The sequence below is a fragment of the Nocardia sp. NPDC019219 genome (assembly GCF_040632645.1).
GTDB lineage: Bacteria > Actinomycetota > Actinomycetes > Mycobacteriales > Mycobacteriaceae > Nocardia > Nocardia sputorum.
The window spans coordinates 86,570-103,529 of record NZ_JBEYCG010000004.1; the positions used below are offsets into that span (position 1 = coordinate 86,570).

A 16,960-nucleotide genomic window follows, 5' to 3' on the forward strand; every position below is an offset into this window, starting at 1 on the left:
GTATTCGTGACGCGGGAGACGTCAGCGACCGAGCGAGTCGATCAGCGCGCTGTTCTGGCTGAGGATCTGCTGGAGCTGGTCCCGCACGCCGTACTGCTCGGCGAGGTCGGCCGCGGCGGACTCGGCCTGCTCGATCACCGACTGCGCGGCGCTCACGGCGGGCTGGGCGGGTTCGGGCACGGCGGGGAGTTCCTCCGCCTCGACGAGCGGCTCGGGCGCGGAGGTGCCCGGGCGCAGGTACTTGCCGCAGGACGGCCAGGCGCCGGGGCCCTGGGTGGCGAGCACGTTCTCCGCTACGCGGATCTGCTCTTCCTTGCTCGCGGTGTGGGCCGAGCCCTTGCCACCGTTGGCCGCCCAGGTGCTCTGCGAGAACTGCAGGCCGCCGTAGTAGCCGTTTCCGGTGTTGATCCCCCAGTTGCCACCGCTCTCACACTGCGCGACGCCGTCCCAGTCGTGGGTCGCCGCGGAGGCGGAAGCGGTGGAGAATGCGAACGGGACGGCAACAAGTGCGCCGGTGATGGCGGCGAGGCCGAAGGCGCGGGTGCTGATCTTCCGGTTCTCAGTCATGGTCGTTTCCCTCCCTGCGCCCGCCGGCACGGCGACGAATTACTGCCGTGTCCCTGTCCCCAGGTCGTCGGGGATCCTCGAACCGCGGGACAGGGTCACCGGTGTTCGGCGGTTCGAGTTCGAGCCCGTCTCGGATGATCCGGGCCGTGGAGTGACGGTAACGAAGAAATCTCAGCAGATCACATCTGGATAACGTCGGAATTGCATGAAGCGAATAACCCGAATATCCCCGTTTTTCCTGGTGGGAAACGTCATCAACACGCTGTGGTGATCGTACGTTATCGCATCGTTATGTGAGTGAGATCACTGCGATATAGTGAAGTACATCACGTTTGAAGTGGTTATCTCGTGGCAAATCTTGTGGGGCGCGGCGTCGGGGCGTGTCTTCCGGGCCGCGGTTGCGGCCTGGTATTTCCGGGGCGCCGGCGTCGGCTCCTGGCCGGCGTTCCGCGGCCTGTTCACCTTCCCGAAACCGCACCTGAGCTGGCGATTTGCAGTCTCAGCGAACGCGTGTGTAATGTTGTGTTCACCGACGCGGGGTGGAGCAGCTCGGTAGCTCGCTGGGCTCATAACCCAGAGGTCGCAGGTTCAAATCCTGTCCCCGCTACTAGCGAAACGGCCCGGAACCACGAGGTTCCGGGCCGTTTCGTTTGCGTTCGATGCCCCAGCGGGTGGCCATCGAGGAGTCGGCCGACATGCGGCTCCGACCCTCCCGCTGGTCCCGGTTGCGGCTATTGCCGGTGCAAGCGCTCCCGCACGGCGTCCATGCGGGCGCGGAGCTCCTCCGGCGTGATCACGCCGCGCTCCATCAGCGTGTGCGCGGTGACGACCACCGAGCGACTGCGTACCGGGAAATCCTGATAGATCGTCTCGCCCAGGGCGTCCTCGGCATGACGGCGTTCCAGGTTGTCCAGGGCGCCGCGCCAAGAGAGGCATTCGCAGGTGGCCTGCATGCTCGACTCCCACGGGTCGGGTGCGCGATCGAGTTCGGGCAGCGCACTCTCCCGGCGCGCCGCGGGATCCAAGGCGCTCAGCAGGACTTCGTACGGACCGCTCGTCACCGGCGTCCCTCCTTCCTCGTGGCGGACTCGACTCGGTTCGGTGGCTGCTGCGCGGTCCAATCGACCTGGGGCAGCGCCACACCGATCATGGTGTCCCGGGTGACGATGGCGGCCAGCTGCTCCTCGGTCCAGCCCTCGGTGCCCTCGGGGCGCATCGGCAGCACCATGAACCGCGACTTCTGGTTCGAATCGTGCACCCGGATCTCCACGTCGGGCGGGAAATGCAAGCCGAATTCGGCGAGCACCTCGCGGGGCCGGCGCACCATGCGGCGACGGTAGTTGGGCGTGCGATACCAATCCGGGGACATCCCCAGCACCGGCCGCGGATAGCACGAGCACAGCGTGCACACGATGACGTTGTGCACCTGCGGCGTGTTCTCCAGTACGTAGAAGTAGGTGTAGTCGCTCGGTGTCCCGGACCCGGTCGGATCGCGCCAGTCGATGCCGACCTCCTTGCACGTCTCGGTCCCGTCGGCGAGCAGGCGCGCCTTGAACTCGGGATCGGTCCACGCCTTGGCCACGAGTTTCGACCCGCCGTGCGGCCCGACCGATTCGGCCCACTCGCTGAACCGGCGGTGGTCCTCCTGGGAGAACAGGCCCTTCTCGATGGCGAGTTCCCGGACCGCCGTCTCGAGCACTTCGAACTCGCTGATCTCCTCGCTCGTCCGGATCGGCGCGTGCGCGTCGTGATCGTGGGTCCGGCTCACTGGGCATCCTCCTCCGCGGGCTCGAGCCAGCGCTCGGAGACCTCCGTCTCCAGGGTGTCGACGTCGAAGCCGGTGTATGTGGGCCACAAATCTCTCTGACGGAATCGCACGACGTAGAACGGTTCGACGCGACCGTCCTCGCGTCCCCACGCCTCGTCCTCCGGGATGATCCACTCCGGGCGGTGCTCGACGACGACCCCGGTGTGCCCCCGGGTGTAGGCCTGGGTGCGGGTGTGGAACATCGACGTGGCGTCGCGGACCCGCACACGATCGCCGATTCGGTACTTCCTGCTCATGCGCGCGCCTCCAGTCGGGCGCGTACTTCGTCCAGCTTGGCCGACAGTTCGTCGGGGGTGATCAGACCCTTGGCGACCAAGGTCTTCGCGGCGACGGTCGCCCAGCGCGCGTAGTAGGGGAGACCGAAGTACAACGTCGCGCCCAGGTCGTTCTCCGCTCGCCTGCGTTCTTCGGAATTCCACACGCCGCGCCAGCCGAGGCATTCGCAGGTGACGTAGGTGCTCATCTCCCAGGGCTGTTCCTCCTTCTCCCGGTATTCGACCGGGATGTCCGGCTGTCCGCCCACGTCGTGCAGCACGTGCCGGAGGGCGGCGAACAATTCGTTGGAGATCTCGTAGGGGGAGTCCAGCGGTTCGCGGAAGACCGGTGCGAGGTCCGCGACGCGATGCTGCAACTCGTCGAATCGGTTCGGTGCGCTCATGATGTCTCCGAAGTGACGGATCCGGTGTCTCCGGCGCGGCGTTCGCGGCGGGTGTATGGGCACGCGCCGCCACTCATCGAGGCGGGAGTGGAAACGAGCGCCATGGGGACTCCAGCGGGACGGCCGGCCCGGCCATCGGGCAGGCGGGTGCAGTCAGGCGGGGGGGTGTGACCCCAGTCACAATCACATGGTTCGGAAGCCAAGGGTACACGTCAAGATCGATTTGCTGAAGGATGACTGCGGCGCGGGGCGACGGCGCGCATCCTCTCGGATCAGGCTCTTGACTAGCCGGAAATGTGGAGGAGACTAGTCATTACACCGGAACACCGGTAGGTGAGCGCACTGCCAGCTGAGACGTCGGCAGGCAGTGAAGGCAACCGACCCAGGATCCGGCTAGGCCCCCGGCAAGCCAGCCGAAATACCGGAGTATTCAGCGACGACTGAGGCTCACGGTTTCGACGAGACTACCGGGGACTGATCTGTGTAGGGGGTTTTTCACCTGGGTTCCAGGCGCGCGAGCGCGACGCGGCGCTCCGGCCGAATCGGCTCACTCCAACGGAATGCTGATGGTTGACTAGCCGTGTGCCGGCTGTCTCGGCCCGCACATCGGCAACCCATGTCAGGAGGCACCCGCAATGCCCACTCATGACGGAAGCTGGCCGCAGGGAACGCCGTGCTGGGTCGACTGCCAGGTCGACGACCCGGCGCGCGCCCGCGAATTCTACGGCGCTCTCTTCGGCTGGGAGATCGAGGACAGCCCGCCCGAGGCGGGGGGATATCTGATGGCGATGCGCAACGGCCGCCCGGCCGCCGGCATCGGACCCAAGCCGGAAGGCATGCCGATGCCGTCGGTGTGGACCACCTATCTCGCCGCCGACAGCGCCGACGCCGTCGCGCAGAAGGTCGGCGCCGCGGGTGGCTCGCTGATGATGCAACCGTTCGACGTGCTCGACGTCGGCCGCATGGTCGTCGGCGCCGATCCCACCGGAGCGGTATTCGGGGTCTGGGAGGCCAAGGCACACGCCGGCGCTGGCATCTACAACGAGCACGGCGCCTACTGCTGGAACGAGCTGCACACCAGCGACTACAAGCAGGCGCAACAGTTCTACGCCGACGTGTTCGGCTGGCACTACACCGAGATCGGCGACGGCGAGCACTTCGTGTACTCCACGTTCAGCCTGGCGCAGGACGGCGACGCCGTCGGCGGCGTGAACGACTCGACGAAGATGCCGGGTGACAACCCGTCGTATTGGCTGGCCTGGTTCCAGGTCGACAACACCGACGACGCGCTCGCCAAGGCGGGCGAACTCGGCGCGACCGTCATGTCGGGCCCCGACGACAGCCCCTTCGGCCGCATGGGCATCGTCCAGGGCCCGCAGGGCGAGGTCTTCGGCATCATCGATCCGACGACGACCGTCGGGGAACCGCCGACCGGCGGGTGAGCCATCGGCAGCGACAACCGAGCCACCGCGCTCGGTTGTCGCTGCCGCGTGGGGTCAGTCGGGGCGTGCCGATTCGGGCGACGCCAGACCGTGCTGATGGGCGTAGACGACGGCGTGGATGCGATCGCGCACGCCGAGTTTGGCGAGGATGCGGGAGACGTGCGTCTTCACCGTCTCCTCGCCGACACCCAGCTGTGCGGCGATCTCGGCGTTGCTGCGCGCGTCGGCCAGCAGGAGCAGCACCTCCAGTTCGCGCGCGGTGAGCTGCTGGACTTCCGGCGGGATGCGCGGCGGCGCGAGCGTGCTCGCGAAGCGGGAGACCAGGCGGCGGGTCATCGACGGGTCGATCAGCGCGTCGCCGCGTGCCGCGATCCGGATCGCCGTGACGAGTTCTTCGGGCGGCAGGCTCTTCAGCAGGAACCCGCTCGCGCCCGCCTGCAAGGCGCGATACAGGTTGGCGTCGCTGTCGTAGGTGGTGAGCACCAGGACATGCGTGCCGCCCGCGCCGACGATCGCGGCGGTGGCGGCCAAGCCGTCGAGTTTCGGCATGCGGACGTCGAGGATCGCGACATCCGGTCGCAGCCGGGCGGTCTCCGTGATCGCTGCGCGGCCGTCGCTCACCTCGGCGACGCAATCGAGGTCCGGCTGGCTGTCCACGACGGCGCGCAGGCCGGAGCGGAACACGCTGTGGTCGTCGGCGATCAGGACGCGGATGGGCGGGTTCACGATCCTCCGATCGGCACAGACACCGTGGTGTGCCAGTGCGTGGCGTCACGGCCGTAGTCCACCGCGCCGTCGAACAGCTCGGCGCGGCGGCGGATTCCGTTCAGGCCGCGCTGGATCGAGGGGTCGGCGGAGACCGGCTCACGGGGGAGGGGATTGGTCGCGCTCAGCACCACTCGCTTCGGCAGGTACTCCACGTCCAGGCGGACGTGCGTGCCGTCGCCGTGCCGGAGCGCGTTGGTCAGCATCTCCTGCACGATGCGGTACAGGGTGAGATTCAGCGAGTCCGGCAGTGTGACGGCGTCACCGCGCACGGTCGTCTCGACCTGCAGCCCGGCCGCGCGGACATGTTCGATCAGCCCGTCGATGTCGGCTAGTCCCGGCTGGCGCTGCCCCTCGTCCTCCCGTCCGTGCAGCAGGTCGAGCTGGCGGCGCAGATCCACCATCGCGGCCCGGCTGCTGGATTCCACCGCCGACAACGATCGGGCGGCGGCCGCGTTCGCCGTGCCGCCCAGGGCCAGCCGCGCCGCGCCCGCGTGGATGCCGATCGCACTGACGTGGTGGGAGATCACGTCGTGCAGGTCGCGGGCGATGGCCGCCCGTTCCTCGGTGACCGCGCGCTCCAACGCCGTCCGGTGCTCCTGCTGCCGCAGGCGGGCACGCTGCTCCAGATCGGCGATGTAGGCGCCCCGCGCCGCGGTGTAGCGGCCGACGAGCCACGGGACGCAGCCCGCGGAGACGGTCGCGGCCAGCAGCAGCCGCCAGTCCTGCGCCGCGGCGGTGTCGGTGACCAGGTGCGCCCCGGCGACTCCGGCGCACAGCGACAACATGGTCAGCACCGAACTCGGTCCGGCGAGCCACGCCCCCGCGCGGTATCCGGCCACCAGGAACCCCACGTCGGCGAACCGCACCGGGAATCCGTGCCGATACAGCAGCAGCGCGGCCAGCAGTCGCACGAGCACTTGCGCCACCGCGACCACGCCTGCGGTCCGGGGCGGGGCGGCCAAGGCGAGATCGGCGGCGACGATGGCCGTGACAGCGGCGACCGTCTGCCACGGCGCCACCGCGAAGACGCCGCACAGACCCAGCACCACCGCGTCGATGACGGCGGCCACCACGGCGACCACCACCGACTGGCGGGCCAGCGATCTGCTCACGTCCAACAGTTCGTCACCGCCTCCGTCCGGTTCCGGTGCCGGGTCCTGGGGCGATCCTAGTGATCCGGCTGATCGGAGACGCCGCACGGACGACAACTCTGCCCGCGCGCGGGCGCGCTCGCGTCCCCCGTGCGGGGGACGCGAAGTCCCTCGCCGGCGCGATGTTTCCCCAGGCCCGGGCACGTAGCGTCGAAGGCCGAGGCCAGAGGAAGAAGGAGAACTCATGGGTCGTGTGGAGTTCGAGTTGCTGACCTACGCCATTCCGGCGTTCGCGGTGCTCATGCTGGTGGAGTGGATCGCCTACCGGCGCGATCCCGACCGGTCCGGCAACGGCGGATCGGCCCGTGACACCGCTTCCAACCTGACGACGTTCACGGTGGGCAGGCTGGTCAAGCCGCTGATGCAGCATCTGGTGCCGTTCTCGGCCGTGGTCGTGGCCGCGGCGATCACGCCGCTGCACCTGTCGCCGCGATCCTGGTGGGTCTGGGTGCTCGGCTTGATCGTCACGGATCTGTGCTACTACTGGGCGCACCGTGCCGACCACCGGGTCCGGCTGATGTGGACCGCGCACAACGTGCACCACTCCAGCCAGCACTTCAACCTCTCCACCGCGCTGCGCCTCTCCTGGCTGCATCCGATCCCGAATATCCTGCGCGGGCTGGCGTGGGTGCCCGCGGCGCTGCTGGGCTTCCCCGCGTGGATGATCTTCTTGTTGCAGGGCATCGGGCTGCTCTACCAGTTCCCGATTCACACCCAGCGCGTCGAGACGCTTCCGCGTCCGATCGAGTTCCTGTTCAACACGCCCTCGCACCACCGTGTCCACCACGGCTCGAACCAGCCCTACATCGACAAGAACTACGGCGGCATTTTCATCATCTGGGATCGCCTGTTCGGCAGCTTCGCCGCCGAATCCGAACCGGTCCGCTACGGCCTCACCAAGAACATCGGCACCGACAACCCGCTGAAGGTCAACTATCACGAATTGGCGGCGCTGATCCGCGACGTGCGCGGCGCGAGCACCTGGCGGGGGCGGCTCGGATACATCTTCGGCCCGCCCGGCTGGACCGAGCATGCCGTGCCGGTGCCCGAGCCGGTCGAAACTCCGGTGTCGGGGCGGGCCCGGGAACACGCCGGACAGCTCGCGTCGTGACCGGGTGCGGAGTTCGTTCACCGATCTGAGCTTGCCTTGAATCCGGTAGCCGGGTGCTTCGGTGCATCCGGCTACCGACGCGCGTGCTCGGAGGCGCCGAACTGACGCGTGACGGTCCGGGCAGGCGACCACGGGGGCGCGGGCATCGGCCGATGGCGACGACTCCGCGGCGGGCGATTCGCCGGGTCAGTCGCCGTCGAGATAGAACGTCACGCGCGCGATGCCTTCCCCGCTGCTCGCGAACTCCACGACGGCGACTCCGAATACCGCGCCGAGCCGGACGCTCGCCGTGACGGTGTGGCCGGCGGCGATCACCTTGCTCCAGCGCATGTTCCGCACCCGATTGGTGAATTCCTCCACCGACACCGGCGTGCCCGCGGGCAATTCGATCTCCGCCCGAGACCCGAGCAGCTCGCGCGCCCGGCTCAGATCGGTGCTCGCCGCGGCGGCGAAAAGCCTTGTGGTAGCTCGTTTTCCGCGGCGGCCCACGCCACCGAGCGCCCGCATCATGCCCAGCGCGCCACCGACGCCCTGGTTGACGATCAGCTGCGGCCCGAGCTTCAGCGCCGCGGCGATCCCGGGCAGCCCGGTGCGCAGCAGTTGCCAGATCATGTTCGCCAGTTCCCAGTGCGCGGCGAGAGAGGCGATCTTCCAGACGCCGTCCTGCTCGACCAGCCGGTAGCGCAGGTGCATCGGGACGAGGACGGTGGCGCCGGTCGACATCGTGGTGACGACAGTCAGATCGCGCAGCACCGTCGGCGGATGGACCAGGTCGCGGTCTACCCGGAACGCGATGGTGTTCGGCCCGATGAAGGTGTCGTAGAACCGTTCGATGGCGGCGCGGCCCACGTGCGGGCGGGACCCCACCGGGTCGTTGACCTCCGCCCCGGCGGCGAACAGACCCACCCACGCGGACTTGTCGTGTGCCGCGACCGCGCGCGGTGACGCCTCGACGGCCGTCAGCAGCGCTGCGGCCGAGGGATCCAGCGGCATGATGACAGAACCTCCGTAGACGCGAGCCGGACTGGACACATGGTAGAACAAGTTCTAATTTTGGCGTCGCGTTCCGGTGTCCCGCCGGTCGCGTCCGCAGGACAAGGGAACTCGATGGACTGGTATACCGGCAACACCGTGTACGACACAGTACTGACGATCGGCTTCGCGTTCGCGGCGTTCGTCGTGGTCGGCGGCTTGTTCGCGCAGAGTCCCTACGGCCGCTTCGCCTCCGGCAAGGTCGGTTTCAATCTCAATCCCCGTCTGGGGTGGTGGTTGATGGAGATCCCGGCGACGGTGGTGTTCGCCCTCTGCTATCTCGCGGGCCCGAACCGCTTGGAACCCACGGCGCTCGCCCTCGCGGCCATCTGGGTGCTGCACTACGGCAACCGTGGCTGGTTCTTCCCGCTGGCCATCCGGCAGGTGCCCGGCAAGCGGGGCAGCTTCAATGTCTCGGTGCTCGCCGCCGGTATGTTCGTCACGGCGCTGCACGGCTATCTCAACGGCTCCCTGTTCAGTCACGACTACCTCGATCAGTACGGGCCGGAATGGCTGACCGATCCGCGGTTCCTGCTCGGGCTCGTGGTCTATCTGAGTGGCTTCGCTCTGCTGGTGCGCTCCGAATCCATCGTGCGCAACCTGCGGGACAAGGCGGATCCGGGTGCGGCCGAGTATCGGATCCCCTACGGCGCGGGATTCCGGTTCGTCAGCAGCCCGGCCTATCTGGGCGAGCTGATCGCGTGGGCGGGCTTCGCGCTGGCGACCTGGTCGTTGGCCGGCGTGGTCATCTTCCTGATCACGGCGGGCAATCTTGTGCCGCGTGCCCTCGCCACGCACAAGTGGTACCGGGAGAAGTTCGCCGACTATCCCGTGGACCGGAAGGCGTTGATTCCGTTCGTGGTCTGACCTCCTTGCCGAACCGGGGTCGTCTATCCATCGATTGCCCAACGATCGAGTCATCGATTTGCATCGGAATAACTACTAGTAGCAGGCAAATATCTGGTGTTTGAAACTGTGTGCCAATGACCGATGCATAACCGATGCACTCCGTCGGTTTCGGACTAGAGTCGGGTCATGGGTATCGAGTACGCGAGCGTCATCGATCTACCCCGGTCCGAGGTGTTCGCCTGGCACGGTCGCCCCGGCGCGCTGGCCCGCCTGGCGCCGCCCTGGCAGCCGGTGTCGCCCCGCGCCGAATCGGACTCGCTCTGCGACGGGCAGGCGGTGCTCGGACTGCCCGGTGGCCTGCGCTGGGTGGCGCGGCACGATCCGGGCGAGTACGACCCGCCGCGCCGGTTCGTGGACGCGGTCACCGTCGACGGAATCGGCTCGCTGCCTGCCGGACTGCTGCCGTGGCGGCACACCCACGACTTCGAGGTCGTCGACGAGACGCGTACGCGGGTGGTGGACCGGGTGGACGCGCCGGTTCCCGCCACGGTGCTGCGCCCCATGTTCGCCTACCGGCACCGGCAGCTCGCCGACGATCTCGCGGCCCATGCGCGGGCGGCCGGAGCGGGCTTCGTGTCCAGGACCGTCGCGGTGACCGGAGCGTCCGGCCTGGTCGGTTCGGCGCTGACCGCGTTCCTGTCCACCGGCGGGCACCGTGTCGTGCGGCTGGTCCGGCACGCGCCGCGCGCCGCCGACGAAAGGCTCTGGGACACCGCCGACCCCGCGCCGGACCTGCTGGACGGTGTGGACGCCGTAGTGCATCTGGCGGGGGCCTCCATCGCAGGCCGGTTCACCGAGGGGCACAAGCGCGCGATCGCGGGCAGCCGGATCGGGCCGACCCGGAAACTCGCCGAGGTGGCGGCGCGCGCGGCGGTGCCGGTCTTCGTGTGCGCCTCCGCGATCGGCTACTACGGCGCCGATCGCGGCGACGAGGCGCTGACCGAGCGGTCGATGCGCGGTGCCGGTTTCCTCGCCGATGTGGTCGAGGAGTGGGAGGACGCGACGGCTCCCGCCGCCGAAGCCGGTGTGCGAGTGGTGCGCGTGCGTACGGGCATCGTGCAGTCCCCGCGCGGCGGCACGCTGCGGTTGTTGCGCCCGCTGTTCACCGCCGGGCTGGGCGGGCGCATCGGCAACGGCAGGCAATGGCTGTCGTGGATCGGGATCGATGACCTGATCGACATCTATCACCGGGCGCTCTGGGATGCGGGCCTGTCCGGCGCGGTCAATGCCGTTGCGCCGCAACCGGTCCGGAACGCGGAATACACCAAGATCCTCGCGAGCGTGCTGCACAGGCCCACCCTGTTCCCGGTGCCCGCATTCGGTCCCGCTCTGCTACTGGGCCGCGAAGGCAATCGGGAGGTGGCGTCCGCGAACCAACGCGTCGTTCCCGCGCGGCTGGCGGAGGCCGGGCATCAGTTCCGCACCCCCGCCCTGGAACCGGCGTTACGGCACCTGCTCGGCAGGCTCGCGGACTGAGCCCGGGGGCGTGTGCTTCGGTGGGCGAACGGGCGTGCCGAGTCCGGCGGCGTGTGCTCGCGTGGGGCCCGATCGATGCGGCCGGCGGTCCGCGCCCGCGACGCAGCGATCCGGCTGCACGCTGTGCCAGGATGCGGCCCGAGCGCGGAAGGATCTGTCAGGCACGGGCAGCCGCTGAATCGGCGTGCGCGAGATGCCGCCGCCCGCCGGATGATCGAACCCGGCCGAGCCGGGGCGGCATGGTCGGTGCGGCCGGAGAATCGCAGGCGCGGTGTGTGCACAGCGCTCACCGGTGACCGGTGCGGAGCTTTGCCGCACGACGAGGTCCGCTACCGCTGGGCGTTGCTGATGCGCCGGTGCCGAGATCCCATGATGCATCGATTTTGCATCGTACTGCCGACTGGGTGGAAAGGGTGGCCAACCGAGGTGGTCGGCCCCCAGCCCACCGCGCTGAACGGACGTGACGGCACAGTGTGAAGTCGCGCCACGCCGCCTTCGCTGTGCCCGGAAATGAACCCCCGAGGGCGGCCATCGCCGCCTCGGGGTTTGTCGAGTTCCATGACGGCCAGTTCGCTCAGCGCGTACTCGCCCGGCCCGAAGGCGTCCGGCCGACCGGCCTGGTAGACCCCAAGGTCGTGGCGGCTGCGGGTCGCCGATCCGAGCCGGGACGGTGTGCCGACGCGGGATCGCGGCGTGTCCGTTGATAGGGGCGGTTCGGCGGGATTCGCCCGGGGGTGCTCAGGCGAGCCGGTCGGCGGCGTCGACCAGGCTCTCGACCCGTTCCACGTCCTCGGGGAGGAAGACCGCCTCCCACCCCGGGCCGCCGACCAGCACGCGGGCGCCCGCGCCGAGGCAGGCGCGCACCGCGGAGGTCAACGCCGTGGACTCCTGCTGCGACCACAGCAGTACGGCGGCGGGGCGGTCGAACCGGGCGAGGGTGTCGGCGAGCGCGGCGGCGGGCACGTCGGCGCCCAGCATCCGCGCCCCGGCGCCGCGTTCGGCGAGTGCCGCGCGCAGCACCTCCAGCGGCAGCGAGTGCGTCTCCCCGCTGGTGCAGGCGAGCACCACCGGCGCCATGCCGTCCGGGACCGGCGGCGGGTTCGTCCGGTGCAGCACCGAGACGACGCACCAGGAAAGCAAGTGCTCCACATCGATGCATCCCTCGCCGCCGAGCTGCCGATCGACGATGTCGGCGAACGCGGGGCGGCACAGCAGATTCCAGGTGTCCACCACGCCGAACGCGCGGACGTGCGCTTCGATCTGGTTCGACACCGCGGTGGTGTCCAGCGCGAAGGCCGCGGCCAGCAGCGCCTCCCGGCGGCCGAGCGTGGGCGCGGGCCCGCGCACCGCGGCCGCCGCGCCCGCCGGGCTCGCGCCCGCGCGGATCAGCGCCAGCATCCGTTCGAGCATGGCGATGTCGGCCTCGGTGTACAGGCGGTGCCGACCCGGGCGGTGCTGCGGCGGGCCGATGTCGTAGCGGCGGTTCCAGCTGCGCAGCGTGGCGGTCGGGATACCGAGACGCTCGGCGACCGCGCGCACCGTGTATCCCGCCGCGTCGGACACGGGGACGGGACCGGTGGGCATCGCCCCATTCTGCCCGCCGCCGCCGACGGGATCCGCTCCACCCGGCTGATCGGTGGGTCCGCGCGGCGGCATCAGGTCACCGTCGATTTCGTGCCGGGGCGTTCATGCGGGCCACCCCGGCGGTGCTTGCCCGGACGCGTGCAGGTCGGCCGCCGCCGTTCGGGAGGGTGAGCAGCGGCGGCGGGCCGGTGCGACGGCCTGGCCCATCCGCACGGCCCCACTGCCACGGGCAGAGGGGCGATCCGCCGGCTGGGCGGCCTCTCGCGTCGGCCGACCGCCAGGGCTGCTCGCGTGTGTGGGCTCATCGGTGCGAGTTCTGGAAAGCGTGATGCTGCGGCAGCGCCGGGGTGGGTGTCGTGCGGCCGGGCGCGCAGCTGGTTCCCGGGGCGTGTGCGAACCGGTTTCCGGCAGGCGTGGGGCCCTCGATGCTCGGCGCTGTCCTCCGCGTCATTGCTCCTCCGGGATGCGAATGCGTTGCATCAATTGTGCATCGTTCTATGCTAGAGTGGTCGGCATCGCCGATTTCCGAGGAGTTAGCGTGCACCGTCGCAACTTGCTGCGTACGTCGACCCGCCTGCTCGCCGGGCTGGTGTCGGCGCTGTCCGCGACCGCTCTGGCGGCGGGTGGCGCCTCCGCGGCTCCGAACCCGCTCGGCGGCCCCGCGCCGGTGCCGCGGCTGGAACTGGAGCGGTACACGGGGACGTGGCGTCAGCTCGCGGCCGTCCCGCAGTACTTCAACCTCGCCTGCGCGCGTGATACCCAGGCGAATTACGCACTCGACGCGGCGGGCGACATCGCGGTGCGCAACACCTGCACCACGTGGACCGGCACGCAGAACGAGATCAACGGCACCGCGACGGTCAACGACCGGGAGACCGGCGCCCAGCTGCACGTCAGCTTCCCCGGCGTGCCGACCCAGGATCGCCTGGACGGGCCGACCAACTACATCGTCACGGCGCTCGGCCCGGACTATTCGTGGGCGGTGGTCACCGACCCGAGCCGGATATCCGGATTCGTCCTGGCGCGCGCCGCGTCATTGGACGCGAATGCCTGGCAGCAGGTGCGCGCCGCGATCGTCGCGGCGGGCCAGAACCCGTGCCTGTACCTGACCTCGCCGACGACGGGCGGTGAGTCGCGCATCGTCCCGCTGTGCGCGGGGTGATCCGGCATGTTCGGCGCTCGCGAGTGTCGCGTCGGCGGCGGTGGGGCTGAGCCGCCCGACGCCGCGCCGGCGCGAACCCTCACGGGCGCCGAGCACGACCGCGCTCGTTCGACAAGGAGGCTCGATGACTGTCACTGCCACACAGCCTGAGCGTGCGCGATGACCGTCACGATCGCTCTGTTCACCCGGGACCTGCGGGTGCGAGACAACCCGGTGCTGACCGCCGCCCACCGGGAAGGCGCCGCGGTGTTGCCGTTGTTCGTGCTCGACGATGCCATCCTCTCCGGGCGCTTCGCCGCGCCGAACCGCGCCCGGTTCCTCGTCGCCGCCCTCGCCGAACTCGACGTCGAACTGCGCGCCCTCGGAGGCGGCCTGGTGCTGCGCCGCGGCGACGTGGCCGCGGAGGTCGACCGCGTGGCCGCGCAGGTGCACGCCGAGAGCGTGCACGTGGCGGCCGACGTCAGTGGCTACAGCCGGCGGCGCGAACGGGCGCTGCGGGAGCGTCTCGCGCGGCGCGGCTGCCTGCTGCACACCCATTCCGCCACCGTCACCGTCGCCGATCCGGCGACGCTGCTGCCCGCAACCGGGCGTGACCACTTCGCGGTCTTCAGCCCGTATTTCCGGCGTTGGTCCGACGCGCCGCAGCGCAAGCCGCTGGGCAAACCGCGCAGCCTCATGGTGCCGCGGGTGCCGAGCCTGCCTCTGCCGGACGCGGGCGAGCTGTGCCCGGGACCGACGTCGCCGCAGCTTGCCGTGGGCGGTGAGACGACCGGGCGAGAAATCGTGCGCGATCGGCTGTCCGGGCCGGTCGAGCAGTACGCGCGCGACAACGACGACCTCGCCGCCGACGACACCTCGCGGCTGTCGCCGTATCTGCATTTCGGTTGCGTGTCGCCGGTGGAGCTGGTGCACCGGCTCGACCTGTCCACCGCGGGCGGGCACGCGTTCGCCCGCCAGCTGGCCTGGCGCGACTTCCACCACCAGTTGCTGGCCGCCCGCCCGTCGTCGGCCTGGTCGGACTATCGGCCCCGCTCGGTTCGCCCGCGTGACGACGAGCGGGCCGTCGACGCCTGGCGCGAAGGCCGCACGGGGCATCCGATCGTGGACGCCGGTATGCGGCAGTTGCGCGCGGAGGGGTGGATGCACAACCGCGCGCGGCTGATCACGGCCAGCTTCCTCACCAAGTCGCTGCGCGTCGACTGGCGGGTGGGGGCGGAGCACTTCTTGCGCTGGCTGGTGGACGGCGACCTGGCGAACAACCAGCTCAACTGGCAGTGGGTGGCCGGCACGGGGACCGACACCAGGCCGAATCGGGTGCTCAACCCGCTGCGCCAAGCGGAGCGTTACGACCCGGACGGCGAGTACGTCCGGCGCTGGGTTCCCGAGCTGGCGCACCTGCCCGGCGGACGTATCCACCGGCCGTGGCGCGAACACGTCGGTCCGGCGGACTATCCGGCGCCGATCATCGACTTCGTCGGAATGTAGCGGTTCACCCGGGTCGACGGTCCGTGACGAGCATTGCGTCGGCGACCGACTCGAAGGCCTGCACCACGTTCTCCAGTTCGTCGCCGAGGTCACGCATCTCGGCGACCGCCATGAGGTCGTCGGTGTCGAAGTACCATCGCGCGAACAGGCGGCGGAAAGCGTCGTCGGCGTCGTCCGCCAGCCGCCGGATCTCCGCTCGATATCTCTGCGCCTCGATGGAATTCAGCGGGGCAGTCAGTGACCGGGCCGTGTGCTGCCCGCATTCCTCGACGATGCCGATCACCTCGGTGAGTTCGTCCACGAGCGTCGTCGCGCGGTGCCCGCTCGCGCGCTCGGCCGCCGTGCGCAGGTGGACGACGACGCTGTGCAACGCCCGGCCGAGCGCGCACCGGCCAGCCGCATCCGGCACGCCGAACAGTTCGCACACGAGTGCGTCGCTGCGATCGGCGACCACCACGAGCCGCGCGTGCGCCGCCGCGAGGTCTGCGGGGTCGCGACACAGCATGCCGAGTATCGCCGCGGCTTGCCCGACCGTGCCCGCCACGGACCGGAAACAGTCGTGCGAGTCCTCCCGGATCAACGGTTGCGATGACGCCACAGATACTCCTGACGGTGGATCGAGATGTCTGCGTGGTGTGGGGATTCCACGGCCGCGACCGGCGCCGCGACACAGATGATTCGAAGAGCGAGACACCGCGGATGAAATCTCGTGGATCCACCCGGGCGTGAGCTTCCGAATCCCGTTCGGGCGCGCTTGAATTGATATGTCGAGGATCTGCCACGCCCGAGGAAAGGGGCCTGTCATGGGCACCGTCGAAATCGCGATCACCATCGGCCGCATCGTGGACACGCTGCAGAAGGCGCTGATCCTGCTCATTCTCTGATCGACTCGGGAAGCCGGGCGCCCTGACGAAGGTTGCCCGAGAATCACCGAATACCTCGAATTATTCTTCGGTCGATCAGTCGCCGGACACCGACCGGTGGAATTCCCCTGCGTCGGAGACGGTGTCGGCCAAGCCCGGGCGCCGCGTCTTCCAGCCGAGCCTGCTGCCCGCCTTGCCGCTCGCGGCCGGATCCCCCGCCTGCGCGAGCCGTAGTGCACGGGAAGTCGTGGCCGGTGATTTCCCGCGCGGTATCGAGCACCTGCCGGTTGGAGTAGCACGTGCCGATACGGATACCGATTCAGTTGCCAGGAGTTTCCCAGCAGGGTATCGGGCTGTCTCGAGATCCCGCGTCGAGGATCGTTTCCGCGGTCGAAGTGCGGCCGAGGGCCCGACGGGCCGGATGAAGGCAGGTATGCAGGTGTCTTCCCGGGCACACCGCTGTCAGGTCGATTACCTCGCAGGTAATCGACCTGAGCGGCGTTCTGGGCGAGGCTCGGGGCATGGCGACGAACAACATGCGGCAAACCCGCTCCCCCTTGGCTGGTGCGCTGCGCGGCCTCGCGGTCGGACGGATCGCGCTGGGGTCGGCCGCTGTCCTGGCCCCGCGAACGTTGAGCAAAAGATTGGGTGTGCGCCCCACACCCGAACTCGAGTACATGACCCGGATCTTCGGCGCGCGGGCGATCGCGCTGGGCCTGGGATATCTGACGGCGCCGGCCGAGGAGCTGCCGCGCTGGCAGCGCCTGGCGTTGCTGGTGGACATCCTGGACACCACACACGGCGGGGTGCGGATCCTGCGCAGCGACGTCCCCCGGCCGACCGCCGTCGCGCTGGTCGCTCTGACCGGCGGTTACATGCTCGTCGGCGCGACCCGGCTGGCCACGGACCTGTGGTGAAAGTCTT

The 16,960-nt window shown here is 69.5% G+C and carries 17 protein-coding genes and 1 tRNA gene; 8 read left to right on the forward strand and 10 right to left on the reverse strand.

Annotation, left to right across the window (positions count from 1 at the left end; translation table 11 throughout):
* Positions 1-21 precede the first annotated feature (21 nt).
* Positions 22-567 carry a transglycosylase family protein gene (locus ABZ552_RS09790; RefSeq protein WP_281878023.1) on the reverse strand — a complete coding sequence of 182 codons (546 nt, stop codon included), beginning with the start codon at positions 565-567 and terminating at the stop codon, positions 22-24.
* A gap of 533 nt (positions 568-1,100) precedes the next feature.
* On the opposite strand from ABZ552_RS09790, the gene ABZ552_RS09795 reads away from it, so the two are divergent.
* Positions 1,101-1,174: transfer RNA gene (locus tag ABZ552_RS09795), tRNA-Met, on the forward strand.
* 124 nt (positions 1,175-1,298) lie between these two features.
* On the opposite strand, the gene ABZ552_RS09800 is transcribed toward ABZ552_RS09795, so the two are convergent.
* Genes ABZ552_RS09800 through ABZ552_RS09815 form a run of 4 tightly spaced genes read right to left on the reverse strand, consistent with a single transcriptional unit; the run spans position 1,299 to position 3,053 of the window.
* The gene (locus ABZ552_RS09800) at positions 1,299-1,628 is read right to left on the reverse strand and encodes an SH3-like domain-containing protein (protein WP_281878024.1); all 330 of its coding nucleotides are present in this window, start codon (positions 1,626-1,628) and stop codon (positions 1,299-1,301) included.
* Positions 1,625-2,335 (reverse strand): thiocyanate hydrolase subunit gamma, encoded by a 711-nt coding sequence (gene scnC, locus ABZ552_RS09805; RefSeq protein ID WP_281878025.1) that lies wholly within the window; start codon positions 2,333-2,335, stop codon positions 1,625-1,627. Before scnC ends, ABZ552_RS09800 begins: the two co-directional genes overlap by 4 nt.
* Complete coding sequence (locus ABZ552_RS09810) at positions 2,332-2,631, reverse strand: SH3-like domain-containing protein (protein WP_350356367.1); 300 nt, start codon at positions 2,629-2,631, stop codon at positions 2,332-2,334. The genes scnC and ABZ552_RS09810 overlap by 4 nt, the downstream gene beginning before the upstream one ends.
* Positions 2,628-3,053, reverse strand: a complete 426-nt coding sequence (locus ABZ552_RS09815) for a hypothetical protein (protein ID WP_350356368.1) — start codon at positions 3,051-3,053, stop codon at positions 2,628-2,630. The genes ABZ552_RS09810 and ABZ552_RS09815 overlap by 4 nt, the downstream gene beginning before the upstream one ends.
* A gap of 635 nt (positions 3,054-3,688) precedes the next feature.
* Between ABZ552_RS09815 and ABZ552_RS09820 the strand changes: the two genes are divergently transcribed.
* Positions 3,689-4,495, forward strand: coding sequence for a VOC family protein (locus ABZ552_RS09820; protein ID WP_281878027.1), 807 nt, complete (start codon positions 3,689-3,691; stop codon positions 4,493-4,495).
* 54 nt (positions 4,496-4,549) lie between these two features.
* Here the strand turns inward: ABZ552_RS09820 and ABZ552_RS09825 are convergent, their stop codons facing one another.
* Positions 4,550-5,221, reverse strand: coding sequence for a response regulator transcription factor (locus tag ABZ552_RS09825; RefSeq protein ID WP_281878028.1), 672 nt, complete (start codon positions 5,219-5,221; stop codon positions 4,550-4,552).
* Positions 5,218-6,375: a histidine kinase gene (locus ABZ552_RS09830; protein ID WP_281878029.1), complete on the reverse strand. Its 1,158-nt coding sequence runs from the start codon at positions 6,373-6,375 to the stop codon at positions 5,218-5,220. Before ABZ552_RS09830 ends, ABZ552_RS09825 begins: the two co-directional genes overlap by 4 nt.
* Positions 6,376-6,598: 223 nt before the next feature.
* Here ABZ552_RS09830 and ABZ552_RS09835 point away from each other — a divergent pair, with 223 nt between their 5' ends.
* Positions 6,599-7,525 (forward strand): sterol desaturase family protein, encoded by a 927-nt coding sequence (locus ABZ552_RS09835; protein WP_281917492.1) that lies wholly within the window; start codon positions 6,599-6,601, stop codon positions 7,523-7,525.
* Between the two features lie 186 nt (positions 7,526-7,711).
* Here ABZ552_RS09835 and ABZ552_RS09840 read toward each other — a convergent pair whose 3' ends face one another.
* Positions 7,712-8,518: a nuclear transport factor 2 family protein gene (locus ABZ552_RS09840; RefSeq protein ID WP_281878031.1), complete on the reverse strand. Its 807-nt coding sequence runs from the start codon at positions 8,516-8,518 to the stop codon at positions 7,712-7,714.
* Between the two features lie 114 nt (positions 8,519-8,632).
* On the opposite strand from ABZ552_RS09840, the gene ABZ552_RS09845 reads away from it, so the two are divergent.
* Positions 8,633-9,424 carry a 3-oxo-5-alpha-steroid 4-dehydrogenase gene (locus ABZ552_RS09845; RefSeq protein ID WP_281878032.1) on the forward strand — a complete coding sequence of 264 codons (792 nt, stop codon included), beginning with the start codon at positions 8,633-8,635 and terminating at the stop codon, positions 9,422-9,424.
* Between the two features lie 168 nt (positions 9,425-9,592).
* Positions 9,593-10,942, forward strand: coding sequence for a TIGR01777 family oxidoreductase (locus ABZ552_RS09850; protein WP_281878033.1), 1,350 nt, complete (start codon positions 9,593-9,595; stop codon positions 10,940-10,942).
* Between the two features lie 738 nt (positions 10,943-11,680).
* Here the strand turns inward: ABZ552_RS09850 and ABZ552_RS09855 are convergent.
* Positions 11,681-12,526, reverse strand: coding sequence for a MerR family transcriptional regulator (locus ABZ552_RS09855; RefSeq protein WP_281917495.1), 846 nt, complete (start codon positions 12,524-12,526; stop codon positions 11,681-11,683).
* Between the two features lie 598 nt (positions 12,527-13,124).
* Here ABZ552_RS09855 and ABZ552_RS09860 point away from each other — a divergent pair.
* Together ABZ552_RS09860 and ABZ552_RS09865 are read left to right on the forward strand one after the other, a co-directional pair.
* Positions 13,125-13,688 carry a lipocalin family protein gene (locus tag ABZ552_RS09860; protein ID WP_281880793.1) on the forward strand — a complete coding sequence of 188 codons (564 nt, stop codon included), beginning with the start codon at positions 13,125-13,127 and terminating at the stop codon, positions 13,686-13,688.
* 159 nt (positions 13,689-13,847) lie between these two features.
* Complete coding sequence (locus ABZ552_RS09865; RefSeq protein ID WP_281917496.1) at positions 13,848-15,173, forward strand: deoxyribodipyrimidine photo-lyase; 1,326 nt, start codon at positions 13,848-13,850, stop codon at positions 15,171-15,173.
* A gap of 4 nt (positions 15,174-15,177) precedes the next feature.
* Here the strand turns inward: ABZ552_RS09865 and ABZ552_RS09870 are convergent, their stop codons facing one another.
* Positions 15,178-15,771 carry a hypothetical protein gene (locus tag ABZ552_RS09870; protein ID WP_281878037.1) on the reverse strand — a complete coding sequence of 198 codons (594 nt, stop codon included), beginning with the start codon at positions 15,769-15,771 and terminating at the stop codon, positions 15,178-15,180.
* A 786-nt stretch (positions 15,772-16,557) separates the two neighbouring features.
* Between ABZ552_RS09870 and ABZ552_RS09875 the strand changes: the two genes are divergently transcribed.
* Positions 16,558-16,953, forward strand: a complete 396-nt coding sequence (locus ABZ552_RS09875; protein WP_281878040.1) for a hypothetical protein — start codon at positions 16,558-16,560, stop codon at positions 16,951-16,953.
* Positions 16,954-16,960 lie beyond the last annotated feature (7 nt).